This window comes from Bradyrhizobium sp. USDA 327 (assembly GCF_041262065.1).
Classification (GTDB): Bacteria; Pseudomonadota; Alphaproteobacteria; order Rhizobiales; family Xanthobacteraceae; genus Bradyrhizobium; species Bradyrhizobium liaoningense.
In genome coordinates this window covers 6,046,055-6,069,786 of sequence record NZ_JBGCCW010000001.1, presented here as the reverse complement: position 1 = coordinate 6,069,786, position 23,732 = coordinate 6,046,055, and the positions used below count along the sequence as shown (strand labels likewise).

Annotated in this window: 23 protein-coding genes; 13 read left to right on the top strand and 10 right to left on the bottom strand. The window is 65.8% G+C overall.

Annotated features, from left to right (window positions below):
• Nucleotides 1-82: 82 nt before the first annotated feature.
• The 4 genes from ABIA42_RS28690 to ABIA42_RS28675 all read right to left on the bottom strand — a co-directional run bounded on the left by ABIA42_RS28690 (nt 83) and on the right by ABIA42_RS28675 (nt 5,747).
• Entirely contained in the window at nt 83-1,846 is a 1,764-nt protein-coding gene (locus ABIA42_RS28690; protein WP_370118842.1) for a flavin-containing monooxygenase, read from the bottom strand.
• A 160-nt stretch (nt 1,847-2,006) separates the two neighbouring features.
• Nucleotides 2,007-3,533 carry an acyl-CoA synthetase gene (locus ABIA42_RS28685; RefSeq protein WP_370118845.1) on the bottom strand — a complete coding sequence of 509 codons (1,527 nt, stop codon included), beginning with the start codon at nt 3,531-3,533 and terminating at the stop codon, nt 2,007-2,009.
• Nucleotides 3,534-3,556: 23 nt separating this feature from the next.
• A complete protein-coding gene (locus ABIA42_RS28680; protein WP_370118848.1) occupies nt 3,557-4,741 on the bottom strand; it encodes an ABC transporter substrate-binding protein in 1,185 nt (394 codons plus the stop codon).
• A 31-nt stretch (nt 4,742-4,772) separates the two neighbouring features.
• Nucleotides 4,773-5,747, bottom strand: coding sequence for an NAD(P)H-dependent flavin oxidoreductase (locus tag ABIA42_RS28675; RefSeq protein ID WP_370118851.1), 975 nt, complete (start codon nt 5,745-5,747; stop codon nt 4,773-4,775).
• 179 nt (nt 5,748-5,926) lie between these two features.
• Here ABIA42_RS28675 and ABIA42_RS28670 point away from each other — a divergent pair, with 179 nt between their 5' ends.
• Complete coding sequence (locus tag ABIA42_RS28670; RefSeq protein ID WP_370118854.1) at nt 5,927-6,814, top strand: LysR family transcriptional regulator; 888 nt, start codon at nt 5,927-5,929, stop codon at nt 6,812-6,814.
• On the opposite strand, the gene ABIA42_RS28665 is transcribed toward ABIA42_RS28670, so the two are convergent.
• The gene (locus ABIA42_RS28665; RefSeq protein WP_271531548.1) at nt 6,811-7,464 is read right to left on the bottom strand and encodes a DNA-3-methyladenine glycosylase; all 654 of its coding nucleotides are present in this window, start codon (nt 7,462-7,464) and stop codon (nt 6,811-6,813) included. The two genes, ABIA42_RS28670 and ABIA42_RS28665, sit on opposite strands and share 4 nt — an antisense overlap.
• Nucleotides 7,465-7,654: 190 nt before the next feature.
• Here ABIA42_RS28665 and gluQRS point away from each other — a divergent pair, with 190 nt between their 5' ends.
• Both gluQRS and ABIA42_RS28655 read left to right on the top strand, forming a co-directional pair.
• Nucleotides 7,655-8,524, top strand: coding sequence for a tRNA glutamyl-Q(34) synthetase GluQRS (gene gluQRS, locus ABIA42_RS28660; RefSeq protein WP_271532254.1), 870 nt, complete (start codon nt 7,655-7,657; stop codon nt 8,522-8,524).
• 101 nt (nt 8,525-8,625) lie between these two features.
• Nucleotides 8,626-9,885, top strand: coding sequence for an ATP-binding protein (locus tag ABIA42_RS28655; RefSeq protein WP_370143680.1), 1,260 nt, complete (start codon nt 8,626-8,628; stop codon nt 9,883-9,885).
• Here ABIA42_RS28655 and ABIA42_RS28650 read toward each other — a convergent pair.
• The gene (locus tag ABIA42_RS28650) at nt 9,812-10,705 is read right to left on the bottom strand and encodes a YihY/virulence factor BrkB family protein (RefSeq protein ID WP_271531552.1); all 894 of its coding nucleotides are present in this window, start codon (nt 10,703-10,705) and stop codon (nt 9,812-9,814) included. The two genes, ABIA42_RS28655 and ABIA42_RS28650, sit on opposite strands and share 74 nt — an antisense overlap.
• 308 nt (nt 10,706-11,013) lie before the next feature.
• Here ABIA42_RS28650 and ABIA42_RS28645 point away from each other — a divergent pair, with 308 nt between their 5' ends.
• From ABIA42_RS28645 to ABIA42_RS28620, 6 genes are all read left to right on the top strand, one after another.
• On the top strand, nt 11,014-11,208 hold the full coding sequence (locus tag ABIA42_RS28645) for a twin transmembrane helix small protein (RefSeq protein WP_028178512.1): 195 nt from the start codon (nt 11,014-11,016) through the stop codon (nt 11,206-11,208).
• Nucleotides 11,209-11,781 (top strand): cob(I)yrinic acid a,c-diamide adenosyltransferase, encoded by a 573-nt coding sequence (locus ABIA42_RS28640; RefSeq protein ID WP_370118860.1) that lies wholly within the window; start codon nt 11,209-11,211, stop codon nt 11,779-11,781.
• 126 nt (nt 11,782-11,907) lie between these two features.
• Nucleotides 11,908-12,657, top strand: coding sequence for an electron transfer flavoprotein subunit beta/FixA family protein (locus ABIA42_RS28635; protein ID WP_028178514.1), 750 nt, complete (start codon nt 11,908-11,910; stop codon nt 12,655-12,657).
• Complete coding sequence (locus tag ABIA42_RS28630; RefSeq protein ID WP_271531559.1) at nt 12,657-13,601, top strand: electron transfer flavoprotein subunit alpha/FixB family protein; 945 nt, start codon at nt 12,657-12,659, stop codon at nt 13,599-13,601. The genes ABIA42_RS28635 and ABIA42_RS28630 overlap by 1 nt, the downstream gene beginning before the upstream one ends.
• Nucleotides 13,602-13,797: 196 nt before the next feature.
• Nucleotides 13,798-14,679 carry a 3-hydroxybutyryl-CoA dehydrogenase gene (locus tag ABIA42_RS28625; protein WP_271532256.1) on the top strand — a complete coding sequence of 294 codons (882 nt, stop codon included), beginning with the start codon at nt 13,798-13,800 and terminating at the stop codon, nt 14,677-14,679.
• Between the two features lie 71 nt (nt 14,680-14,750).
• Nucleotides 14,751-14,945, top strand: a complete 195-nt coding sequence (locus ABIA42_RS28620) for a hypothetical protein (protein ID WP_271531561.1) — start codon at nt 14,751-14,753, stop codon at nt 14,943-14,945.
• Nucleotides 14,946-15,048: 103 nt separating this feature from the next.
• Here the strand turns inward: ABIA42_RS28620 and ABIA42_RS28615 are convergent, their stop codons facing one another.
• Nucleotides 15,049-15,714 carry a TlpA family protein disulfide reductase gene (locus ABIA42_RS28615; RefSeq protein ID WP_370123874.1) on the bottom strand — a complete coding sequence of 222 codons (666 nt, stop codon included), beginning with the start codon at nt 15,712-15,714 and terminating at the stop codon, nt 15,049-15,051.
• A gap of 105 nt (nt 15,715-15,819) precedes the next feature.
• Between ABIA42_RS28615 and argH the strand changes: the two genes are divergently transcribed.
• The 3 genes from argH to lysA all read left to right on the top strand — a co-directional run bounded on the left by argH (nt 15,820) and on the right by lysA (nt 18,884).
• Nucleotides 15,820-17,217 (top strand): argininosuccinate lyase, encoded by a 1,398-nt coding sequence (argH, locus tag ABIA42_RS28610; protein WP_271531563.1) that lies wholly within the window; start codon nt 15,820-15,822, stop codon nt 17,215-17,217.
• 93 nt (nt 17,218-17,310) lie between these two features.
• Nucleotides 17,311-17,595: a lipoprotein gene (locus ABIA42_RS28605; RefSeq protein ID WP_271531565.1), complete on the top strand. Its 285-nt coding sequence runs from the start codon at nt 17,311-17,313 to the stop codon at nt 17,593-17,595.
• 23 nt (nt 17,596-17,618) lie between these two features.
• Nucleotides 17,619-18,884 carry a diaminopimelate decarboxylase gene (gene lysA / locus ABIA42_RS28600; RefSeq protein ID WP_370118866.1) on the top strand — a complete coding sequence of 422 codons (1,266 nt, stop codon included), beginning with the start codon at nt 17,619-17,621 and terminating at the stop codon, nt 18,882-18,884.
• Nucleotides 18,885-18,888: 4 nt separating this feature from the next.
• Here lysA and ABIA42_RS28595 read toward each other — a convergent pair whose 3' ends face one another.
• A complete protein-coding gene (locus ABIA42_RS28595) occupies nt 18,889-19,797 on the bottom strand; it encodes an NAD(P)-dependent oxidoreductase (protein ID WP_370118869.1) in 909 nt (302 codons plus the stop codon).
• Nucleotides 19,798-19,904: 107 nt separating this feature from the next.
• Nucleotides 19,905-20,288 carry a carboxymuconolactone decarboxylase family protein gene (locus ABIA42_RS28590; RefSeq protein ID WP_028134137.1) on the bottom strand — a complete coding sequence of 128 codons (384 nt, stop codon included), beginning with the start codon at nt 20,286-20,288 and terminating at the stop codon, nt 19,905-19,907.
• 169 nt (nt 20,289-20,457) lie between these two features.
• On the opposite strand from ABIA42_RS28590, the gene ABIA42_RS28585 reads away from it, so the two are divergent.
• A complete protein-coding gene (locus ABIA42_RS28585) occupies nt 20,458-23,154 on the top strand; it encodes a TIGR02302 family protein (RefSeq protein ID WP_370118872.1) in 2,697 nt (898 codons plus the stop codon).
• 138 nt (nt 23,155-23,292) lie between these two features.
• Here the strand turns inward: ABIA42_RS28585 and ABIA42_RS28580 are convergent, their stop codons facing one another.
• Entirely contained in the window at nt 23,293-23,667 is a 375-nt protein-coding gene (locus ABIA42_RS28580) for a response regulator (protein ID WP_061024552.1), read from the bottom strand.
• Between the last annotated feature and the right edge of the window lie 65 nt (nt 23,668-23,732).

The following is a 23,732-nucleotide window of genomic DNA, read 5'->3' as shown; positions in this document are numbered from 1 at the left end:
ACCCGGAATCCATCTTACGGCATTTCGCGGATGAATGGATTCCGGGCTCGCGCTGACGCGCGCCCCGGAATGACGGCTGTGGCTAGGTCCGGCCCAAAATCCCTTCCTCGACCGCCTTGATCTGGAGCGCAAGATATTTCGAGTTGATCCGGCATTGTGCGAGGCTGCCGGCGATGAACCAGAGGCCGGGCTGCTTCGTACGTGCATACATGTTGCGGAGCTCAAAGCCGTCCCCGAAGCCCCAGATCGGACCGACCCGGTCGGCGATGGCATCGCCGAACAGCTGACGCACCAGATATTCCTGCGGCTTGTAGCCGGTCGAGAGCACGATGAGGTCGGCTGCAATGGTCGAGCCGTCCTTCATCCGCGCGCCGTTCGTGACGAAGCTTTCGATGTCGGAAAACTGTCTGAGCTTGATCTTGCCCTCGACGATCAGGTTGGAGCAACCGACATTGAAATAATAACCGCCGCCGCGGGTGAGGTACTTGAACTGCCAGCCGGTGCCGGCCTCGCCGAAGTCGAGCTTGAAGCCGACGCGACGGAGGCCGTCGAGCAGCTCCTTGTCGAGCTGCCTGGATTGCTCGGTCAGCATCACATGCGTCTTCTTCGCCAGCGGCGTCGGCATCGAGGCCGCGATCAGATCATTGTCCTCGAGCGTGCCTTCATTGTAGGTCGCGTAGGCGAGCTGCGCCGACGGCTCGATATTGGTGACCAGTGTCGACGAGCGCTGCACCAGCGTCACTTCGGCGCCGCTGGAATAGAGATCCTGCGCGATGTCGTGGCCGCTGTTGCCGGTGCCGATGACGATGGCGCGCTTGCCTGTCCAGTTCTCGCCGTCCTCGTAGCGGCTGGAATGCACCAGCGCGCCCTTGAAATTGTCGAGGGTCGGAATGTCGGGCACATTGGCGATACCGCTGACGCCGGTCGCCATCACCACGTGGCGCGGATGCATGGTGCGCCGGCTGCCGTCGGCCCGCCGCAGCGTCACTGTCCAGTGGCCGCTGGCCTCGTCATAGGCGCCGCCTTCGAGCTCGGTGCCGGTCCAGAAGTTCAGCTCCATGGCATCGACATAGGCTTCGAACCAGTTGGCGAGCTTGTCCTTTGGAATATAGGTCGGCCAGCTCGGCGGGAACGGCATGTAGGGCAGGTGATTGACCTGCACCTGATTGTGCAGCGTCAGCGCGTGGTAACGCCTGCGCCAGTTGTCGCCGATCCGCGCCTCGCGATCGACGATCAGCGTGTCGACCTTCAACTGCTTCAGCCGCGCCGCAATCGCGAGCCCGGCCTGGCCGCCGCCGACCACCAGCACGGCTGGATTACGGTCGGCATAGTCGCGCGAGGCGTTGCGCAGGTCGAGCCAGTTCGGCCCGCGAAAGTCGCGCGAATAGGCCTGGCCGCGGGGCCGCGAGGTGCCGAGCTGCTCCTCGAAGCCCTTGAGCTCATCGAGCGCTGTCAGCAGCGTCCATGCTTTCAACCGGTCGCCGTCGGTGCTGTCAGGTACGAGCCGCAGGATACCGCTGCCGCGGCCGAGCGCGGTTTCGAAATCGAAGATGGCTTCGATGGTGTTGGTACCGGCGCGCGTCACCCAGCGCGGCGGCGCGCGGTTGGGCGCGATCGTGAAATGAGACGGCGCAGCTCTGGGCGCGAGCGCCGTCAGCTGCTGCACGACCGTGTCGCTGCCAGCGATTGTTTGCAGGTTCCAGCTCAGCGCCAGCACATCGCGCCAAAATCCGTCGACGAGGAAAAGGCGGTTCAGGGGGGCGCTATCCGGCTTGCCCAGGGCGCGCTCGAATTCATCGAGCCAGGCCTGTGCGGAGACGGAAATATCCTTGGTCTTGTCCAGCATGCGCGACCTCATGGCCGTCTTCGCGGCGTTTCCTCTGGGGCCGACGCTATACGGTTTCGCGGACCGCCAAAAGCGGGCGACCCGAGCGAGGCAGGCATGCGGCCCTGCTCGGACGGAATATGCCGGGCGATGCTTCAAGCGCGGATTCGGTGGCGGCCGGCTAAGGCCCGCCCGGCCTCCGGTCCGCCCAATAGGGATCGCGCAGCTTGCGCTTGAAGATCTTTCCGGTTGCCTCGCGGGGCAGCGCATCCAGGAACTGGATCTCCTTCGGCACCTTGAAATTGGCCAATCGCTCGCGCAGAAAAGCCTGCACTGCAGCGGCGGAGAGCTCTTCGGCCGAATCGGGCTCGATGCAGGCGCACAGCCGCTCGCCATATTCCGCGTCCGGGATCCCGAACACGGCGCAATCGCGCACGCCGGGCATGGTGATCAGCACGTTCTCGATCTCGGCAGGATAGATGTTGACGCCGCCCGAGATCACCATGTCGCGCTTGCGGTCGCACAGGAACAGATAGCCGTCCTCGTCGAGATAGCCGACGTCGCCGACGCTGACGAGACCGTCGCGCCCCGCCTCGGCGCGCGCCTGCGCCTTGCCGTGATAGTCGAAATCCGGCACGGCGCTCTGGCGCATGTAGATCTCGCCGATCTCATTGGCGCCGCAGAGGCTGCCGTCCTCGCGGAAGATCTTGACGATGCCGCCTTCGATGGCGCGGCCGACCGTGCCGGGCTTCTTCAGGGCCTCCTCGGCCGAGTGCCACACCGGGATGCCGGTCTCGGTCGAGCCGAAATATTCGTTGATGACCGGTCCCCACCACTCGATCATGGCCCGCTTCACCTCGGGCGGGCAGGGCGCCGCGCCGTGCACGACGAAGCGCAGCGACGACAGGTCGTAACGCTGCCTGACGGCCTCGGGCAAACGCAACAGGCGCACGAACATGGTCGGCACCATGTGGATATGCGTCACACGGTGGCGTTCGATCAGCGCCAAGAGCTCCTCGGCGTCGAACCGGGCCTGGAGAACGATGGTGCAGCCGTTGCGAAAGGCCATCATGCCGTAGGAATGCGGCGCCGAATGATACATCGGCCCGTTGATCAGCACGACCTGGTCCTCGCGCGGCTTGATGCCATAGGCGATTGCGCCGACGCGCTCGGAAGCGGCCGCCTGCTCGGGCTGCATCGGCATGCGCCGCACGCCTTTCGGCATGCCGGTGGTCCCCGAAGTGTAGATCATCGCCGCGGCCCGGCGCGGCGGCTCCTGCGATTCCGGATGGCCGTTGCGCCAGCGGTCCCAATCCATCGATCCCGCCGCGACCTCGGTCACATCAGGGGGAATTGCGAAGGTCGCGGCGAGCTCGGGCGGCGTCGCGACGACGAGCAGGCGGACATCGTCCGGAATGCCGCCGCGAATCTGCGGCAGCAGATCGGCGTGGCAGACCAGAATCGTCGCGCCGCTGTCGGTCAGGATGTAACGGACCTCCTCGGCCTTTAGGTGCCAGTTGATCGGCACCACCGGGCTGCCCAGTGCGGCCGAGGCCGCAACCACCTCGAACAGGGCGAAGTCGTTGCGCAGCATCATCGCGACCGGCGCGCCTTCGGCAACGCCGAGGGCGCGCAGCCCGCTCGCGGCGCGTTTTATGCGCGCCTGGATCTCGTCATAGCCGATCCGGCGTTCGCCGCTGATGATCATGGTCTGTCCTTATTCTGCTGGAGTCAGCGATCGTCCAGTACGTCGCCGAATCCTACCCAGCTCTTGCCGTTGAAGCGCCGGAGCTGAAGCTGCTGGAACGGCAGATAGTCGTCTGGCCCGGTCGAAACGGTGATGCCCGGCAGCAGCAGCGGCAGCTTCACGTCCTTCAACGAGGCCGCCTGGCGCATGATGTTCTCGCGGCTGAAATCATCCTTGCACGCCTTCAGCACGGTCATCAGCAGCGTCGCGTAGTGGTAGCCGGCCCCGTAGTTGGAGTTGGAGAGGTCCGCATTCGGCATGTATTGCTTCATGAAGGCGAAGTACTCCTTCACGTCGGGATCGCTGGCCCATTGCGGGTCCATAGTGTCCTTCTGATTGCTCGACGAGATCAGGCCGACCGCGTTGTCGAGCCCTGCCGGCTCCAGGAACGAGATCGACGAGGCCGAGGTCGGCACGAAGAACAGCTCGGGCTTCCAGCCGATCTCGGCGACGCCCTTGATCATCTGCGAGGTGAACTTTCCGAGCACGACGCCGAACAGCACGTCGGCACCCGATGCCTTCAGGGTCGAGAGCTGCGAGCTGATCGTCGGTGCGCTGGTCTCGTAGGTCTGCTCGGCGATGATCATGCTCGCGGCCTTGTCGCCGAGCGCGCGCTTGAAGCCGGCGACATAGTCGCGGCCGAAATCGTCGTTCTGGGACAGGATGGCGATCTTGGCGCCGGGCTTGGTCCGCAGCACGTGCTTGGCATAGACCACGCCCTCGGACTCGTAGGCGGCCATGCCGGGCATGGTCCATGGATATTTCTGCGGATCCGCCCATTTCGTCGCGCCGGAGAGCACGAAGAGCTGGGGCACCTTCTTGCCGTTGAGGTAGCGCTGCACGGCGCTGTTGGTGGCGGTGCCGAGCGAGCCGAACATCATCAGCACCTCGTCCTGCTCCACCAGCTTGCGGGTCTGCTCGACCGTCTTCGGCGGCGAATAGGCGTCGTCCAGCGTGATGAACTTGACCTTGCGGCCGTTGATGCCGCCGTCGGCATTGATCTTCTCGAAGAAGGCTTCCTGCGTCCGCCCGATCGCGCCGAAGCCGGAAGCCGGCCCGCTATAGGGCAGGGTCTGCCCGATGCGGATCTCGTCGCGGCCTTCGGCGTGGGCGCTCCCGCCGGCGAGCGCCAGCAGGGACAGGCCGATCAGTGCGGCTGCCAGCTTCATTGCATCCTCCCTTTCTTGCCAGTCCGAGACGTCAGGCGCTCACGCGCATCAGGAAATCCTGCCGGGCCTGATCGAATTCACTCTTCATCCGGTCGACGAGCTCCGCGACGGGAGGGACATCGGTGATCTGGCCGATGCCCTGGCCCGATCCCCAGATGTCGCGCCACGCTTTCGATTTCATGTTGCCGCCGGAGCCGAAGTTCATCTTCGATTTGTCGGCGGCCGGGAGATTGTCCGGGTCCAATCCGGCGGCGGCGATGGAGGGGCCGAGATAGTTGCCGTGCACGCCGGTGAACAGGTTGGTGTAGACGATGTCGTGCGCGGCGTGCTGCGTCAGCGCCGACTTGTAGGCTGCGTCGGCATTGGCTTCCTGCGTCGCGATGAAGCGCGTGCCCATATAGGCGAGGTCGGCGCCCAGCGTCAGCGCGGAGGCGATGCCGAAGCCGTCGCTGATCGCGCCCGACAGCAGGATCGCGCCGCCGAACCATTGCTTGACCTCGCGCACCAGCGCGAAGGGCGACAGCGTGCCGGCATGCCCGCCCGCACCGGCGCAGACCAGGATCAGGCCGTCGACCCCCTGCTCGGCGGCTTTGCGCGCATGCTTGACGTTGATGACGTCGTGGAACACCAGCCCGCCATAGGAGTGCGCGGCCTCGACGATCTCCGCCGGCGGCCGCAGCGAGGTGATGATGATGGGCGCCTTGTGCTTTACGCAGGTCTCCATGTCCTTCATCAGCCGGTCATTGGAGGCATGGCAGATCTGGTTGACGGCGTAGGGGGCAACCTTCTTGCCGGGATTGCGCGATTTGTATTCGCCGAGCTCGTCCTCGATGCGGCTCAGCCACTCGTCCAGCTTCTCGACCGGACGGGCATTGAGCGCGGGAAACGAGCCGACAACGCCCGCCTTGCACTGGGCGATCACCAGCTCCGGCCCGGAAACGATGAAGAGGGGCGAGCCGACCACGGGCAGCTCGAGCGAATCCTTCAAGCGAGTGGGCAGCGCCATCATGTCCTCCTGAAACGCGGCCCCGCCGGCGGGCGGATGACGAGGCGTTTCCCTGTTGATTGTCGCGCGGGCGGATTGCCGGCCGCGTTGGCGGATTTGATCCCACTATAAGGTTGGACGGCGCGCTCCGGCCGTTCAATAATGAACTGATCGTCATTCAGATATGAACGGGGCTGCCGGTGGACTGGGACCTTTGCAAGACCTTCGTCGCGGTCGCCGATACCGGCAGCTTCACGGCCGCCGCCCGCCGCCTGCACACCAGCCATCCCACCGTCAGCCGCAAGATCGCGGCGCTGGAAGCCCAGCTCGGCACCCGATTGGTGGCGCGCGCCGCCGACGGCCTGGCGCTGACTGCGGATGGACGGACGTTGCGCGAACACGCCGAGGCAATGGCGGCCGCGGCGCTACGGGCTGAGACCGCGGTCGCGGCGGGAGGACACAAGGCGCGCGGCATCGTCAAGCTGTCGATCGGCGCGACGCTGGCCTCGCATTGGCTGATGCCGCGCCTGCCTGCCTTCCTGCGTGCACACGATCATATCCAGCTGGAGATCATCACCCATCCGTTTCCGGCGAGCGTGCGCCGTCGCGAGGCGGACGTGGTCCTGCGGCCCTTCGACAGCGGCGAGGAGAACCTGGTCGGCCGCAAGATCGGCCGTCTCGGCACGGGATTCTATGCCTCGCGCGATTATGCCGCCGGGCGGTCCCTGCCCGAACGGCGTGGCGAGTGGAGGGAGCATAGCGTCATCGGCTTCGCCGACCAGTCATCCAATGCGCAGCTTGCGCGCTGGAGCGACGTCGTCACGCGGCAGGCGAGGGTGGTGATGCGCTGCTCGTCCCAGGGGGACATGCTGGCGGCGGTCCGCACCGGGATCGGAATCTCCGCGCTCTCGTGCTTCGTCGCCGAAGCCTATTCCGATCTCGTGCGCGTCGCCCCGCAGAAGCTCGCCAGCGTCGCGGATCTATGGCTGCTCGCCCATCCCGATCTCGTCGAACTTCCGGCGGTGCGCGCCGTGGTAGACTTCGTCGCCGAATGCGCCCGGGCCGACCGCGCGAGGCTGCGGGGTTAGTCCGATCCCGCGAGCACGCCCTCGCGCTTCTTCACTGCGCGATAGTAGCTCCACCACAGATGCGCCGCCGCACCGCGCAGCGGGCGCCAGGGTTCGGCGAGCGGTGCCATCTGCTTCTCCGTCGGTCGCGCGTTGAGGCCTAGCCCGATACGGATGCCCTCCTGCACGGCGAGGTCGCCGGCCGGCCAGGCATCGCCGTGGCCGAGGCAGAACAGCAGGTAGACGTCGGCGGTCCAGGGGCCGACACCGGGCAGCGCGATCAGCGTGTGATGGGCGGCATCGGCATCTTCCTCCGCGAGCACGTCGAGGTTCAGCCGCTCGGCGGCGATTTCGCGCGCCAGATGCTTCAGCGTCTTGATCTTCGCGGCAGAGAGGCCGAGCCGCCCCAGCCGGTCGGTGCGGGCGCGGCGCACGGCGTCATGGTCGAACGGATCGAACGCGGCCGACAGCCGCCCCCAGATCGCCGCCGCGCTCGCGGTCGAGAGCTGCTGCCCGCAGACGATGTGCGCAAGGCCGGTAAAGCCCGGCTCGCGCCGCCGCAGCGCCGGCATGCCCGCGATCTCGAGCACGGGCCTGAGACGCGGATCGCGCCTGATGAGCGCGTGGACAGCCTCTTCGAGATCGGACTGGGTTTCGAGGTGGATGGTCATGATGGTCCGACAAGCTCTCCGACGTCATGGCCGGGCTTGTCCCGGCCATCCACGTCTTTCTAACCGCGACGTATTGTCTAGCACGAGCGGTGGTCGTGGTGTTTGTCCGGCACCTTGACATGATCGGCAGGCGGCACCGAAGAACGTGGATGACCGGGGCAAGCCCGGCCATGACGAGATATGTCGCATGATGCCACCCGTTTTCCGATTTGCCCCCAGCCCTAACGGCCTCCTGCATCTCGGCCACGCCTATTCCGCGCTGCTCAACTTCGATCGCGCGCGGCAGACTGGCGGGCGGCTGTTGCTGCGGATCGAGGACATCGACGCGACGCGCTGCCGGCCGGAATATGAGACGGCAATCTACGAGGATCTCGCCTGGCTCGGAATTGCCTGGGAAACGCCGGTGCGCCGGCAGTCCGAGCATCTCGGTGATTATCGTGCCGCGCTGGAAAGGCTCTCCGCGCTCGGTCTCGTCTATCCCACTTTCGAAAGCCGCGCCGAGATCGCAAGGCTCATCGCCGCGCGCGAGGTGGACGGGCCGTGGCCGCGCGATCCCGACGGTGCGCCGCTTTATCCCGGCGACGCGAAATCATTGTCGGCTGACGAACGGTCGCAGCTGATCGCATCAGGCGCGCCTTATGCGCTGCGGCTCGACATGCAGGCCGCCTGCCGCCGTGCCGCCCGCCTGAGCTGGAATGAGCACGGCGAGGGACCGGACGGCGAGCGCGGCATCGTCCCAGTGCGGCCGGAGGCGTGGGGCGACGTGATCCTGGCCCGCAAGGAGACGCCGACCAGCTACCATCTGTCGGTGGTCGTCGACGACGCGCTCCAGGGCGTCAGCGAGATCGTGCGGGGCCAGGACCTGTTTTACGCCACCTCGGTGCACCGCCTGCTCCAGGTCCTGCTCGGCCTGCCCGAGCCCGCCTATCGCCATCACCCGCTGATTTGCGACGAGGCGGGCCGGAAGCTGTCGAAATCGAGCCAGTCGACCGGTCTGCGCGCCTTGCGCGCGGCCGGCATCACGCCCTCCCGCATCCGCCAGCTGGTGGGATTAGGTTAAGTTTCTCTGGGGGTTAGCAAAACGTCGCCGTGACTCCGGGTGTTCCTCCGTGCCATGCTCGGTCCGCGCGGGGTTCGAAGAGAGTACTTCGAAGGGGATTCATGGCGGCGAAAACGCGTCCAGTGCGCACCACGCGGACGTCCAGGCGGCTGCCTCGGAAGCGGTCCGGCACGGCCGGAAAGGTGCGCAAGCGCAGCACCAGGGCGGTCGCGCCGGACGTGGTCCAGGCGGCGCTGGCCGCCTTTGCCCATGAGGTCCGCACCCCTCTGACCGGCATTCTGGCGATCAGCGATTTGCTCGCGACGTCCGATCTCGGCGAGCGGGAGCGGCGGTGGGCCGATACCATCAAGGCCGGTGCCGAGCATCTGGCGAGCCTTGCCACGCTGTTCGTGGATGCCGCCAGAACCGGCAAGGGGACGGGGAAGGGCGGCAACGCGCTGCGGCAGGACCTGTTCGATCTACGGACGCTCGCCCGCAGCGCCGGCGATTCGCTGGCCGGCCGCGCCGCGGCCAAAGGTCTCCAGGCCGAGGTCGATATCTCCGAAAAGCTCCCCGGACTCGTGGTCGGTGATCCCGTCCGCCTGCGCGCCGCGCTCGAGAACCTGATCGACAATGCCGTGAAGTTCACAGACCAGGGCGGCGTGGCGCTCGCAGTCGAGCCGTGGCGTCCCGCCAAAGCAAAAGGCAAGGGCAGGGTCGGTGTCTCCTTTGCGGTGTCCGACAGCGGCATCGGCCTGACCATGGCCGAGATCAAGCGGCTGTTCCGCCCGTTCACCCAGGCCAATGTCACTATCGCCTCACGCTTCGGCGGCGCCGGCTTGGGGCTCTCGTCAGTCAAGCAATTGGCGCGTGCGATGGGCGGCGATATCACGGTCGCTCCGCGCCACGGTGGTGGCGCCACCTTCACGTTGACGGTGTCGCTGGACGCCACGGGATCGGACAAGAGCAGCGAGGCGAAGGGTAGCGGGCCCGAGGCGGTCGCGGGCCTTCGCGTGCTCAGCGTCGAGGACAATCCGTTCGGCCGCGTCGTGCTCAACACGATCCTGACCGAGCTCGGCCATCAAGCCGAGTTCATCGGACGCGGCGAGGACGCGGTCGGACGGCTGGAGCAGGGCGCGTTCGACGCGGTGCTGATGGACATGGTGCTGCCGGGCATCGACGGTATCGAGGCCATCAGGCGGATCCGCGCGCTGTCGACGCCGCTGGCTCGGATCCCGATCATCGGCGTGTCCGGCCGCGGCGAGGACGAGGCAGCTTCGCGCGCGGCCGGCGCCGACGCCTTCCTGGTCAAGCCTGTGTCTCCGCGGGCTTTAGCGACTGCGCTGCTTGAAGCGACACGCCATGAGGAAGCCGCGACTTGATGATCGCGGCGTTGAGCTCACCGCCATAAACGAAGATCGCGGCGATGAAATACAGGAACACCAGCGCGATGATCACCGAGGCGAGCCCCGCATACATGGTCACGTAGTTGTTGGCGAAGCGCGCCAGATACTGTCCGAAGACGACGCCGGAGACCAGGGACGCCACCACCGTGAAGATGATGCCCGGCATGATCTGGAGGAAGCTGCGCCGTCCCGCCGGCAGCCAGGCGTGCAGGATGAACAGCGCAACCACGAGCGCGCCGATGGTGATGCCGTAGCGCAGCCAAGTGAGGATGCTTTCGTTCGATTCGACGAACAGCGGAATGTGGCGCCGCGCGGCCTCGATGATCAGCGGACCGAGCACGATCAGGAACGCCATGGCAAGCGCAGTGAAAGCTGCGATCAGCGTGTAGGCAATCGATTCCAGCCGCAGCCAATACCAGCTTCGCATCTCCACCACCGCATAGGCGCGGTTGAGCGCGACCCGCAGCGCCTCGACGCCGTTGGAGGCGAAATAGACCGACAGCGCCGCGCCGATGGTGAGAATGCCGGTGCGGGTCGTGGTCAGCACGTCATGCACCTCGCCCGAGATCGAATCGGCGACCTGCTTGGGCCAGATCTGGAGCATCAGGCTGGCGGCCTGGTCGGCGAGTTCCTTGGAGCCGAAGACGCCGGCGAGCGAGGTCAGCACGATCAGGAACGGGAACAGCGCCATCAGCGTCGACAGCGCGATGTGGCTTGCGATCGCCCAGCCGTCATCGGCGAGGAAGGTGTAGAACGCATCCATCACGACGTCGTAGATGTAGCGGATCGCTTTCACGGCTTGCCCTGTACTGCTCCCTCCTCCCGCTTGCGGGGGGAGGGGAAGGCGGTCGGCGAGGGACACAAATCGGAAATCATTTAGGCAGCTTCTGACATTATTGGCTCAAAAGCCAGATCGCGAAGCGCCCCGCCGTCATTCCGGGGCGCGCGAAGCGCGAGCCCGGAATCCATCTAGCCGTAGCGCAAGTGGCGCGATGGATTCCGGGCTCGATGTGCCGGCCTCGCTCGCTCGGTCCCGCCGCATCGCCCCGGAATGGCAAAACTGGGGAGATGGCGGACCGTCGCACACGGTGTTATCTACGCCCAATGGCATCTCTCTTGAGTACTTTCATCCTGCCGGCGGCCGCTGGCGCCGTGGCGTTGGTGCTGCTGCTCGGGCTCATCAACATGATGCGCGGCGGCTCGCCCAATACCTCGCAGAAGCTGATGCGCTGGCGCGTGCTGCTTCAGTTCGTGGCGATCATCATCGCGATGCTCGCGGTCTGGGCGATGGGGCGCTAAATGGTCACGTTGAACCGTATCTACACCAAGACCGGTGACGACGGCACGACGGCGCTCGGAACCGGCGAGCGGCGTCCGAAATACGATCTGCGCATCGAAGCCTACGGCACCGTCGACGAGACCAACGCCGCGATCGGCGTCGTCCGGCTCTACACGCAAGACCTGCCCGAACTCGATGCGATGCTCGGCCGCATCCAGAATGATCTGTTCGATCTCGGCGCCGATCTCGCCGTGCCCGAACGGGAGGGCAAGGCTGAGCGGCTGCGGGTGGTGACCAGCCAGGTCGAGCGGCTCGAGCGCGATATCGACACGCTGAACGACAAGCTCGCGCCGTTGACCTCCTTCGTGCTTCCCGGCGGCACGCCGGCCGCAGCCCATCTGCATGTGGCACGCACGATATGCCGCAGGGCGGAACGCGTGATCGTGGAACTGGCGGCCGGGCCCGGCGAGCCGGTCAGCGCGGCTGGCATCCAATATATGAATCGCCTGTCCGACTTCCTGTTCGTGGCCAGCCGGACGGCCAACGGCAATGGCGCCGGCGACGTGCTTTGGGTTCCCGGCCAGAACCGCTGACCCATCGAGCGCCCGCATTTCAGAAGGGCAAAATTAGACCCGTTCGCGCGTTGACCGGGGCAGATCAGGCCTTTAGGTTCCGCGCCAGTTGATAACCCCCCTCCCAGATTGAGTGAAAGAGGATCGATGAAGGTCTTAGTGCCGGTAAAGCGGGTGGTCGATTACAACGTCAAGGTCCGCGTCAAGGGCGATGGATCGGGCGTTGAACTCGCCAACGTCAAGATGTCCATGAACCCGTTCGACGAAATCGCCGTCGAGGAAGCGCTGCGCCTGAAGGAAGGCGGCAAGGCCACCGAGGTCGTGGTGGTCTCCATTGGACCTGCGCAGGCATCGGAGACGATCCGCACTGGCCTCGCCATGGGCGCCGACCGCGGCATTCTGGTGAAGGCTGAAGGCGCTGTCGAGCCGCTCGCCGTCGCCAAGATCCTGAAGAAGGTTGCCGACGAAGAGCAGCCGGGCCTGATCATCCTCGGCAAGCAGGCGATCGACGACGACTCGAACCAGACCGGCCAGATGCTGGCCGCGCTGCTCGGCTGGTCGCAGGCGACCTTCGCTTCGAAGCTCGAGGTCGAAGGGTCCGACTTCAAGGTCACCCGCGAAGTCGATGGCGGCCTCCAGACCGTCAAGCTGAAGGGACCGGCGATCGTCACCACCGATCTCCGCCTCAACGAGCCGCGCTATGCCTCGCTGCCCAACATCATGAAGGCCAAGAAGAAGCCGATCGCGGAGAAGACCGTCGCCGATTACGGCGTCGACGTCGCCGCGCGTCTCGAGGTTCTCAAGACGACGGAGCCGGCGGGCCGCAAGGCAGGCGTCAAGGTCAAGGACGTCGCCGAGCTGGTGTCGAAACTCAAGAACGAAGCCGGGGTGCTCTGATGACGACGCTTCTGATTGCCGAACACGACAATGCGTCGCTCAAGGATGCGACCAACAAGGCCCTGACCGCGGCTGCCGCGCTCGGCGCGGATGTCGAGGTGCTGGTCGCCGGAAAGAATGCCAAGGCCGCGGCGGATGCCGCTGCCAAGCTCGCCGGCGTCAAGAAGGTGCTGCTCGCCGATGGCGACCTCTACGCGCACGATCTCGCCGAGCCGCTGGCTGCGCTGATCGTCTCGCTGGCTTCCGGCTATGACGCGATCGTCGCGCCGGCGACCTCGCGCTTCAAGAACGTGATGCCCCGCGTCGCCGCTCTGCTCGACGTGATGCAGGTCTCCGAGATCATCAAGGTGGTCGCGCCCGATACCTTCGAGCGCCCGATCTATGCCGGCAACGCCATCCAGACGGTGAAGTCGAAGGATGCCAAGAAGGTCATCACGGTGCGGACCTCGACCTTCGCCGCAGCGGGCGAGGGTGGCAGCGCCGCGGTCGAGAACGTGGCGGCGGCTGCCGATCCGGGCTTGTCGTCGTTCGTCGGCGAGGAGGTTGCCAAGAGCGATCGTCCCGAGCTGACCTCGGCCAAGATCATCGTCTCCGGTGGCCGGGCCATGCAGAGCCGCGAGAACTTCGCCAAATACATCGAGCCGCTCGCCGACAAGCTGGGCGCCGGTGTCGGTGCCTCGCGCGCGGCGGTCGATGCGGGCTATGCACCGAACGACTGGCAGGTCGGGCAGACCGGCAAGGTCGTGGCGCCCGAGCTCTATGTCGCGGTCGGCATTTCCGGCGCCATCCAGCATCTGGCCGGCATGAAGGACTCCAAGGTGATCGTCGCGATCAACAAGGACGAGGACGCGCCGATCTTCCAGGTCGCCGATTACGGCCTGGTCGCCGATCTCTACCAGGCGGTTCCGGAGCTGACGGCCGAACTCGGCAAGCTCGGCAAGTAAAAGGGCATCGAAAACACCGGCCGGAGGTATACACTCCGGCCGGTGTTGCATTTCTGAGGCGTTTTCTTCGGCGTGGGGCGCGCCTTCGAAGCGATCCAATCTAGGTTTCGAGCCAAGGTTCTGATTAAATCGGACCTCCCGGCTCAAGGGGATAGGCAGGGTGCGCTCGTCGCGCGCCGTTCCGGTGGATGACATGATGGCGGCAGTGATCAAGAAGGTCGGCGTGATCGGCGCGGGTCAGATGGGCAATGGCATCGCGCATGTCGCGGCGCTGGCCGGCTTCGACGTGGTGCTCAACGACGTTTCGCCCGACCGCCTCAAGTCGGGGATGGCCACCATCAACGGCAATCTGGCGCGCCAGGTCTCCAAGAAGGCCGTCACCGAGGACGACAAGGTCAAGGCGATGGCGCGCATCACGCTCGCCGAAAAACTCGACGATCTCGCCGATTGCGACCTCGTCATCGAGACCGCGGTCGAGAAGGAAGAGGTCAAGCGCAAGATCTTCCACGAGCTCTGCGCGGTGTTGAAGCCGGAGGCGATCGTCGCCTCCGATACGTCCTCGATCTCGATCACGCGGCTCGCCGCCGCCACCGACCGCCCGGAGCGTTTCATCGGCATTCACTTCATGAACCCGGTGCCGCTGATGGAGCTGGTCGAGCTGATCCGCGGCATCGCCACCGACGACTCCACCTTCGAGACCGCCAAGGAATTCGTCGGCAAGCTCGGCAAGCAGGTCGCGGTCTCCGAGGATTTCCCGGCCTTCATCGTCAACCGCATCCTGCTGCCGATGATCAACGAGGCGATCTACACGCTGTATGAAGGCGTCGGCAACGTCGAGGCGATCGACGCCGCGATGAAGCTCGGGGCCCATCATCCCATGGGCCCGCTCGAGCTCGCCGATTTCATCGGCCTCGATACCTGCCTCTCCATCATGCAAGTGCTGCACGAGGGGCTGGCGGACTCCAAGTACCGCCCGTGCCCACTGCTGGTGAAATACGTCGAGGCCGGCTGGCTCGGCCGCAAGACCCAGCGCGGCTTCTACGACTACCGCGGCGCCAAGCCGGTTCCGACGCGCTGATCCGCTTCGTGTCAATTCATGTCGCGTTAACCTCTCGCGCCTAGGTTACGGCCGGTAAGAGGGTTCGCGTAATGGACATGATGGCGATGGTCAGCACCATGCTGGCCGCTCAGCAAGGCGCGCTGCAATCGAATATCGCGGCGACGCTGACCAAGCAGAACATGGACATGGAAAAGTCGACCGTCCTGACGCTGATGGGCGCGGGCCAACCCTCGCTGGCCAATGTCGGCGCCGGCGTCGGCGGCAATCTCAACGTCACCGCCTGAATTCCTAAAGCGATGCGATTAGGATGAATCGTCATCGCGCTTTAGGTTGTTGTTTAAGCATGATCTTTTCGGAAAACCGCTGCGCACTTTTCCGGATCATGCTTTAAAGCGATGCGGCGGCCTTGCCGGTCGCGGCCCGGATCAGCTTGAGCGCGTCCTCGCTCGCCCATTCCGCCGGACCCGCGATCGTCGCGATCTCGCAGCCCTGCGGGTCGACCAGCACCGAGGTCGGCATGCCCAGTGCCCGGCCTATGGCCTTAAGGTCCTGGAACACCTTGGCTTTCGGATCGCTGAAATAGCCGAGCCGGGTCAGGTTGGCCTCTTTCAGGAAGTTCTTGGGCTTGTCCGGGTCGCGGGTGTCGATATTGATCGCCACCACCTCGAAATTCGGGCCCGCCAGCTTGCCCTGGAGCTCGTCCAGCGCCGGCATTTCCTTGCGGCAGGGCACGCACCAGGTCGCCCAGAGGTTCACCAGCAATGTCTTGCCGCGGAAGTCGGACAGCTTTTTCGGCTTGCCGTCGGCGTCCTCGAAGGCGAGGTCGGGCAGCTTCAACGGGGCGCTCGCCATGGTCAGCGCCGCCACCTCGCCATGGGCGAGCGGGGCGATCCTCGAGGCCGTTGCCACCGCCGTCCGGCAGACCGGATCGCCGCTAGGCGACCGGCTCAGGCCGAGCCCGTACAGCGCGGCGAAGCCTGCCAGTCCTCCGATCGCCACGGTGGCGATGACGAGGGGAATGCGGCGCGTGGCGGAGGGCTTCTGGTCGAGCATAACGTTTGTCATCCGGTCGCAGATATGGCTATCAGGGGCCTCTTAATACGGCTGGCCGAGGCCAGCAAACGTGGCTAGCGACAGGCAAGGCGTGAGCAGGGGATCATGAGCAACAAGATGTGGGGCGGCCGGTTCTCGGAACGTCCCGACGAGATCATGGAAGAGATCAACGTCTCCATCGACGTCGATCGTCACCTCTTCGCCCAGGACATTGCCGCGTCCAAGGCCCACGCTGCCATGCTGGCCACGCAGGGCATCATTACGGCTTCTGATGCGAAAAATATCGGCAAGGGTCTAGACACGATTTTGTCAGAGATCGGCAAGGGCGGCTTCGCATTCAAGCGCGCGCTCGAGGACATCCATATGAATGTCGAGAGCCGCCTGTCGGAGCTGATCGGCCCCGCCGCCGGCCGCCTGCATACCGCGCGTTCGCGCAACGACCAGGTCGCGACAGATTTCCGTCTGTTCGTCCGCGACGTCATCGACGAGACCGATGCCGCGCTCGCCGCGTTCCAGCAGGCGCTGGTCGAGCGTGCCCTGGAGCATGCCGGCACCGTGATGCCCGGCTTCACGCATCTGCAGACCGCGCAGCCCGTCACCTTCGGCCACCATTTGCTCGCCTATGTCGAGATGGCCGCGCGCGACCGCGGCCGTTTCCAGGATGCGCGCAAGCGGCTGAACGAATCCCCGCTCGGCGCGGCCGCGCTCGCCGGGACCTCGTTCCCGATCGACCGCCACGCCACCGCCAAGGCGCTTGCCTTCGACCGCCCCATGGCGAACTCGCTCGACGCGGTCTCCGATCGCGACTTCGTGCTGGAGACGCTGTCGGCGGCCTCGATCTGCGCCGTGCACATGTCGCGCTTTGCCGAGGAGATCGTGATCTGGACCTCGCCGCTGGTCGGCCTGATCCGCCTCAGCGACAAGTTCACCACCGGCTCCTCGATCATGCCGCAGAAGCGCAATCCGGACGCCGCCGAGCTCGTGCGCGCCAAGACCGGCCGCGTCATCGGCGCCCTCAACGGCCTCCTGATCGTCATGAAGGGCCTGCCGCTCGCCTATCAAAAGGACATGCAGGAGGACAAGCAGGGTGCCATGGAAGGCTTCGCCGCGCTGTCGCTGGCGATCCGCGCCATGACCGGCATGGTCCGCGACCTCGTCCCGGATGAAGCCAAGATGAAAGCGGCGGCGGGCGAGGGGTACGCCACCGCGACCGACCTCGCCGACTGGCTGGTGCGAACGCTGAAAATGCCGTTCCGCGAGGCCCACCACGTCACCGGCCGCATCGTCGCCAAGGCCGCCGAGGGGGGCGTCGCGCTGCACGAGCTGCCGCTGAGCGAGATGCAGGCGATCGAGCCCAAGATCACCAAGGACGTGTTCGGCGTGCTCTCGGTCGAATCGTCGGTGAAGAGCCGCACCAGCTTCGGCGGCACCGCGCCGAAGAACGTCGCGTCCCAGGCGAAGGCCTGGGCGAAGCGGCTGGAAAAAGAGCGAAAATCGGGCTGAGGGCAAAATTTCGCTTATGTTTCATGGTCATCCGGCTCTCGCCAGAGCGCGCCAATCTCTGTATGGTGCGCGCCGCGTAGTGGGGATTTCGTCGTGACGTCAAAGTTTCGCCCGGCCGGCTCGGGGTGGGCCATCATTGTCTTGAGCCTGACGGCGCTCGCGCTTGCCGGCTGCGGCCGAAAGGGCCCGCTCGACTTGCCGCCGACCGCCTCCACGGCCGGCGGAGCCGCACCTCTTGATACCGAGGCCGAAGCTCAGAGGACGCCGAGCGTGTTCAATCCCACCTACGGTGCGGATGCCGCGCCCGCGGCGGCCAAGGGCAGGAAGAAACCGTTTATTCTCGACCCGCTCCTGGACGAACCCCCCGGCAGGAAATAAGCCGGGACAACCGAGCCTGCGCCATGAACCATTTCGACTATCGCAACGGCGTTCTGCACGCCGAGGCGGTGAACCTGTCCGAGCTGGCCGCCACCGTCGGCACGCCGTTCTATTGCTATTCGACCGCGACGCTGGAGCGGCACTACCGCGTCTTCGCCGATGCCTTCGCCGGCGAGAAGGCGCTGGTCTGCTACGCCATGAAGGCGAACTCCAATCAGTCGGTGCTTCGCACGCTGGCCAAGCTCGGCGCCGGCGCCGACGTCGTCTCCGGCGGTGAATTGAAGCGCGCGCTGGCTGCCGGTTTCCCGGCCAGCAAGATCGTGTTCTCCGGCGTCGGCAAGACGGAAGAGGAGCTGCGCGCCGCGCTTGCCGCCGACATCCTCTGCCTCAACGTAGAATCCGAGCCCGAGCTCGAATCGTTATCGCGCCTTGCGACCGCGATGGGCAAGACCGCGCGGATCTCGCTCCGCGTCAATCCGGACGTCGATGCCGGCACGCATGCCAAGATTTCGACCGGCAAGTCGGAGAACAAGTTCGGCATCCCGATCACGCATGCGCGCGAGGTCTATGCGCGCGCCGCCAGGCTCCCCGGCATCGAAGTGACCGGCACCGACGTGCATATCGGCAGCCAGATCACCGACCTCTCCAACATGGAGACCGCGTTCCGCATCCTCGCCGAATTCGTGCAGACGCTGCGGGCAGACGGCCACAACATTAGCCACGTCGATTTCGGCGGCGGTCTCGGCATCCCCTATGACATGGACCGCGAGGCGCCGCCGGCACCCGACGCCTATGCCGCCATGGTCAAGCGCGTCAGCCACAATCTCGGCTGCACGCTGATGTTCGAGCCGGGCCGCATGATCGTCGGCAATGCCGGCATCCTGGTTGCCAAGGTCATCTATGTGAAGCACGGCGACGGCAAGAACTTCGTCATCATCGACGCCGCCATGAACGACCTGATCCGCCCGACGCTGTATGAGGCCTATCACGACATCCTGCCGGTGAGGCAGCCGGCCAAGGGCGCCGCCACGATCATGGCCGACGTCGTCGGCCCGGTCTGCGAGACCGGCGACTATCTCGCCCTCGACCGCACGCTGCCGGCGCCGAAGGCGGGCGATCTCCTCGCCATCATGACCGCAGGCGCCTATGGCGCCGTCCAGGCCGGCACCTACAACACCCGGCCGCTGGTGCCCGAGGTGCTGGTGAAGGGCGATCAGTACGCCGTGGTGCGCCCGCGCATCGAGGTCGAGCAGCTCATCGCGATGGATAAGCCCGCGCCCTGGTTGTGAGGCGCTACTTCCCCGCCGATCCGCCCTTTGCGCCGCCAACCACGATCCCCGCCTTCCTCTCGATCGGCTTGATCGCGGCGGTGAAATCGGACTCGGCGCCTTCCGAGCTGATCACGGTCTCCCATAGCCGCCCGACCGCATCGGCAACCTCCATCGACAGGCCGAGCTGCTTCATCTCCTCCAGCGCCAGCCGCACGTCCTTCACCATCAGCCCCGTCGCGAAGCCGAAGTCGAACGTGCGCGGCAGCACCGAGCGCGGAAACTTGTCGCGGCTCGCCGTGTTCATGCCGGAGCCCGCATTGATGACGTCGATCATCACGGCGGGATCGAGCCCTGCCTTCACGCCCATCACCACCGCTTCCGAGGTCGCCACGATCGCTGTAGCCGACAGGAAATTGTTGGCGAGCTTCATGGTCTGCGCCGCGCCGGGCTTCTCGCCGATGAAGAACACTTTTCCGATCACGTCGAGCGCGGGCTTCAACAGCTCGAACTCGGCCCTGGGTCCTGACACCATCACCGCCAGCGTGCCCTTCTCGGCGCCGCCGACGCCGCCGGAGACGGGGCAGTCGATCTGCACGATGTTGCGTTCGGCCAGAAGGGAGTGGATCTTCTTTGCCATCGTCGAGCCGACGGTCGACAGATCGATGAAGCGTTTTGCGCGGCTTCCCTCGATCACGCCGTTCGCTCCCGTTGCGACGTCGAGTGAAGCCTGCAGCGAAGGCAAACTCGCCATCACGGTCTCGACCTGATCGGCGACGTCCTTCGGCGACGCCGCCGCAGTCGCGCCGCGCGCCACCAGCTTGTCTGCGACCTCCTTGCGCGTATCGAAGACGACGAGCTTGTGTCCCGCCTCGATCAGCCGCCGCGCCATCGGGAAGCCCATGTTTCCGAGCCCGATGAATCCGATGTCCATGGTGTTTCCTTTTTTTGCTTCTTTGTCGTTGTGGAAGATGCGCGTTCCATCACCGATGTCGATCCCGGATCGGCGCTCCGCTTGTCCGGGACGACAGTGGGAATTGGCTACGCCTTCCCGTCGATCTCCGCGAACACCTCGCGCGCGATGCGGAAGCTGTCGACCGCGGCCGGCATGCCGCCGTAGATCGCGACCTGCATCAGGATCTCGCGGATCTCCTCGCGCGTCACGCCATTGGTCAGCGCGCCCTTGAGATGCGCGCGAAACTCGTGCTGGCGGTTGAGGATCGCGATCATGGCGATGTTGAGCATGCTGCGGGTCTTGCGCGGCAGCTCCTCGCGGCCCCACACCGTGCCCCAGCAATATTCGTTGAGCATCTCCTGGAACGGGCGGTTGAAATCGTCGACGTTCTTCAGGGCGTTGTTGACATAGGCTTCGCCCAGCACCGCTTTGCGGACTTCCAGGCCCTTGTCGTGCATCTTCTTGTCCATGGCGTTTCCTTCGTGTCCCTCAGGGATGGCGCGCGGAAATTACGGGGTTGCACCGGGCCAGTCACGTCCTCGTGTTATGCGGGAAAAGGGGGTTCTCCCGTACAGGAACGGATGCCTCAGTGCTGCCGTTGTGATAGGCTCTTCTCTACCGGGCAACCTGGAGAGCTGATTGAACGGCGTCACCCCCGACCCGTCAGACCCGATCCGCAGCAGTGATGCGCTGTCGCGGCTAAAGCTGGCGCAGGCCCTCGATCGGGCCACTTATGCCATCGCGTGGGAGCGTGCCTGGCCCAATGTGGCGCGCCTTCTGACCGTTGCCGGCCTGTTCCTGGTGGTGTCCTGGGCCGGTCTCTGGCTGGCACTGCCGTTCATTGCCAGGGCTATCGGTCTCGCCCTCTTCGCCGCGGTCGCGGTCGCCGCCCTGTTCCCGTTGATTGGCTTCCGCTGGCCGAGCCGCGCGGAAGCGCTCGCCCGGCTCGACCGTGGCTCCGGCATCCGTCACCGCCCGGCCACGACGCTCACGGACACGCTGACCTCGCAAGACCCGGTCGCGCAGGCGCTGTGGCAGGCGCAGCGCGAGCGTACGCTGGCGTCCCTCAAGCGCATCCAGGCCGGTCTGCCGCACCCGCGGCTCGCGCTCCACGACCCCTGGGCGCTGCGCGCGCTGGTCATGGTGATGCTGGTTGCGACCTTCTTCGCCGCCGGCGACGAGCGTGCGATGCGGCTTGGCGCCGCCTTCGATTGGAACGGGGTGCTGGCGCCGAGCAATGTTCGCGTCGATGCCTGGGTCACGCCGCCGCTGTACACCGGCAGGCCTCCGGTCATTCTGTCGGCCGCCAACAAGGAAGCTGCGGCCCTGCCCGCCAGCGGTCCGCTCGCCATTCCCGCTGGTTCGACCCTGATCGTGCGCTCCTCGGGCGGCAGCCTGGATGTCGCCGTCTCCGGCGGCCTCAAGGAGGTTGCCCCCACCGAAGCCAGCCCCAAGGGGACCAACGAAAGGCATTTTACAATTTCCGGCGACGGCACGGCGCATGTCCGCGCGCCTTCCGGCCAGCCGCAATGGGCGTTTGCGGCAACGCCGGATCGGGCGCCGACGATTGCACTCGCAAAGGACCCGGAGCGCCAGGCGCGCGGCGCGCTCCAGCTCGCCTACAAGATCGAGGACGATTACGGCGTCACCGGCGCCGAGGCGAGATTTGCCCTGCGTTCGATCGATGCCCGGGATGGCGCCAAGGACGACGCCAAGGACGGGGCGAAGGCTGCTCCCGGCGATAAGGCTGCTGCCGGCAATAAGGCTGCTGCCGGCGATGGCGACACCAGGACGGCTTCGCGTCCGCTGTTCCAGCCGCCGCACTTCCCGCTCGCGCTGCCGAATGCGCGGACCCGCAACGGCGTCGGACAGTCGGTGAAGGATCTCAGCGAGGATCCCTATGCCGGCGCCGAGGTCACGCTGACCCTCACGGCCAAGGACGAGGCCGGCAATGAGGCCACAAGCGAACCGTTCAACATGCGCCTGCCCGAACGGCTCTTCACCAAGCCGCTTGCACGTGCACTGATCGAGCAGCGCCGCATTCTCGCGCTCGACGCCAACAAGAATTCGGACGTGTATGCCGCGCTCGACGCGCTGATGATCGCGCCCGAGATGTTCACGCCGGAGCCCGGACAATATCTCGGCCTGCACAGCGTGGCGCGACAGCTCGAGGCCGCCCGCACCGATGATGCCCTGCGCGAGGTCGTGGCGAGCCTGTGGGCGCTTGCGGTGACGATCGAGGACGGCAAGATCTCCGACGTCGAGAAGGCGCTGCGCGCGGCTCAGGACGCGCTGAAGCAGGCGCTGGAGCGCGGCGCGAGCGACGAAGAGATCAAGAAGCTGACGCAGGACCTGCGTCAGGCGCTGAACGACTTCATGCGCCAGCTCGCCGAGCAGTTCCGCAACAACAATGACCCGCAGCAGCTGGCGCGGCCGCTCGATCCGAACACCAAGGTCCTGCGCCAGCAGGACCTGCAGAACATGATCGACCGGATGGAGCGCCTGTCGCGCTCCGGCGACAAGGATGCCGCCAAGCAGTTGCTCGAGCAGCTCCAGCAGATGCTGGAGGGCCTCCAGATGGCGCAGCCGGGGCAGTCCGGCGAGAGCGACATGGAGCAGGCGCTCAACGAGCTCGGCGACATGATCCGCAAGCAGCAGCAATTGCGCGACAAGACCTTCAAGCAGGGTCAGGATTCCCGGCGCGATCGCTCGCGCGGCAAGCAGCAGGGCGATCAGTCCATGTCGGAGTTGCAGCAGGACCAGCAGGGGCTGCGCGACCGCCTGAAGAAGCTGCAGGACGAGCTTGCCAAGCGCGGCCTCACGCAGAAGGGTGAAAAAGGGCAGAAAGGCCAACAGGGACAGAAGGGTCAGCAGGGGGACCAGGGCCAGCCCGGCCAGAACGGCGATCAGGACGGCGACCAGGGCGATGATGATGGCAGCCTGGACGCGGCCGACGGCGCCATGGGCGATGCGGGATCAAAGCTCGGCGAGGGCAATGCCGACGGCGCCGTGGACTCGCAGGGCAAGGCGCTCGACGCGATGCGGAAGGGCGCGCAGAAGATGGCCGAGGCGATGCAGCAGGGCGATGGCGACGGCCAGGGCGACGGCCCCGGCCAGCGCGCCGGCCGTCAGCAGAGCGGCGGCAACCAGACCGACCCGCTGGGCCGTCCGCTGCATGGGCGCGAATATGGCGACGATTATACGGTCAAGATTCCCGGCGAGATCGACACCCAGCGTGTCCGCCGCATTCTCGAAGAGCTCCGCCGTCGTCTCGGCGATCCCTCGCGCCCGCAGATCGAGCTCGACTATATCGAGCGGCTGCTGAAGGAGTTTTAACTCCACACTCGGTGTCATCGCCCGGCTTGACCGGGCGATCCAGTACTCCGAGACGGTAGCGATTGAATCGAGAAGCCGCGGCGTACTGGATGCCCCGCTTTCGCGGAGCATGACAGCGCATGTGTGGCTATTGCTGGCCTACCCTTTCCTTGCCGCCAGCGCATCCGCCACGGCCGTGCGGATGTCGGCGACCGAGAACGGCTTGGTCACGACATCATGCACCAGCGCATTCAGGTTCGAGGCGCGCTCGCGCTGGTCGGCGAAGCCGGTCATCAGCAGAATGGTCAGATCAGGGAAATCGCGGGCGGCGGAGAGTGCCAGCGCGATGCCGTCCATGACCGGCATCTGGATGTCGGTGAGCAACAGATCGAAAGCGCCGTCCTCGCGGGTCAGGATCTCCAGCGCCTCGGCGCCGTCCTGGGCGGTGACGGTCTCGTGGCCGTCCATGGCGATGGCGCGCGCCACCAGCTGGCGCATCGAATCCTCGTCGTCGGCGATCAAGATTTTCGGCATGAGACCAACCTTGGGATCAATCTTCCCTACGGGACCTCGAGCATGATCCGGTAAAGTGCGTAGCG

What these genes read in the sequence shown, in the direction of transcription:
- ABIA42_RS28635 (WP_028178514.1), top strand. Translation starts at nt 11,908, where the DNA reads ATGAAGGTCTTAGTGCCGGTAAAGCGGGTGGTCGATTACAACGTCAAG.
- argH (WP_271531563.1), top strand. Translation starts at nt 15,820, where the DNA reads ATGAGCAACAAGATGTGGGGCGGCCGGTTCTCGGAACGTCCCGACGAG.
- ABIA42_RS28580 (WP_061024552.1), bottom strand. Translation starts at nt 23,667, where the DNA reads ATGCCGAAAATCTTGATCGCCGACGACGAGGATTCGATGCGCCAGCTG.
- ABIA42_RS28590 (WP_028134137.1), bottom strand. Translation starts at nt 20,288, where the DNA reads ATGGACAAGAAGATGCACGACAAGGGCCTGGAAGTCCGCAAAGCGGTG.
- ABIA42_RS28640 (WP_370118860.1), top strand. Translation starts at nt 11,209, where the DNA reads ATGGTCACGTTGAACCGTATCTACACCAAGACCGGTGACGACGGCACG.
- ABIA42_RS28615 (WP_370123874.1), bottom strand. Translation starts at nt 15,714, where the DNA reads ATGCTCGACCAGAAGCCCTCCGCCACGCGCCGCATTCCCCTCGTCATC.
- ABIA42_RS28665 (WP_271531548.1), bottom strand. Translation starts at nt 7,464, where the DNA reads ATGACCATCCACCTCGAAACCCAGTCCGATCTCGAAGAGGCTGTCCAC.
- ABIA42_RS28655 (WP_370143680.1), top strand. Translation starts at nt 8,626, where the DNA reads ATGGCGGCGAAAACGCGTCCAGTGCGCACCACGCGGACGTCCAGGCGG.
- ABIA42_RS28625 (WP_271532256.1), top strand. Translation starts at nt 13,798, where the DNA reads ATGGCGGCAGTGATCAAGAAGGTCGGCGTGATCGGCGCGGGTCAGATG.
- ABIA42_RS28685 (WP_370118845.1), bottom strand. Translation starts at nt 3,533, where the DNA reads ATGATCATCAGCGGCGAACGCCGGATCGGCTATGACGAGATCCAGGCG.
- ABIA42_RS28630 (WP_271531559.1), top strand. Translation starts at nt 12,657, where the DNA reads ATGACGACGCTTCTGATTGCCGAACACGACAATGCGTCGCTCAAGGAT.
- gluQRS (WP_271532254.1), top strand. Translation starts at nt 7,655, where the DNA reads ATGCCACCCGTTTTCCGATTTGCCCCCAGCCCTAACGGCCTCCTGCAT.
- ABIA42_RS28620 (WP_271531561.1), top strand. Translation starts at nt 14,751, where the DNA reads ATGGACATGATGGCGATGGTCAGCACCATGCTGGCCGCTCAGCAAGGC.
- lysA (WP_370118866.1), top strand. Translation starts at nt 17,619, where the DNA reads ATGAACCATTTCGACTATCGCAACGGCGTTCTGCACGCCGAGGCGGTG.
- ABIA42_RS28680 (WP_370118848.1), bottom strand. Translation starts at nt 4,741, where the DNA reads ATGAAGCTGGCAGCCGCACTGATCGGCCTGTCCCTGCTGGCGCTCGCC.
- ABIA42_RS28645 (WP_028178512.1), top strand. Translation starts at nt 11,014, where the DNA reads ATGGCATCTCTCTTGAGTACTTTCATCCTGCCGGCGGCCGCTGGCGCC.
- ABIA42_RS28675 (WP_370118851.1), bottom strand. Translation starts at nt 5,747, where the DNA reads ATGGCGCTGCCCACTCGCTTGAAGGATTCGCTCGAGCTGCCCGTGGTC.
- ABIA42_RS28595 (WP_370118869.1), bottom strand. Translation starts at nt 19,797, where the DNA reads ATGGACATCGGATTCATCGGGCTCGGAAACATGGGCTTCCCGATGGCG.
- ABIA42_RS28690 (WP_370118842.1), bottom strand. Translation starts at nt 1,846, where the DNA reads ATGCTGGACAAGACCAAGGATATTTCCGTCTCCGCACAGGCCTGGCTC.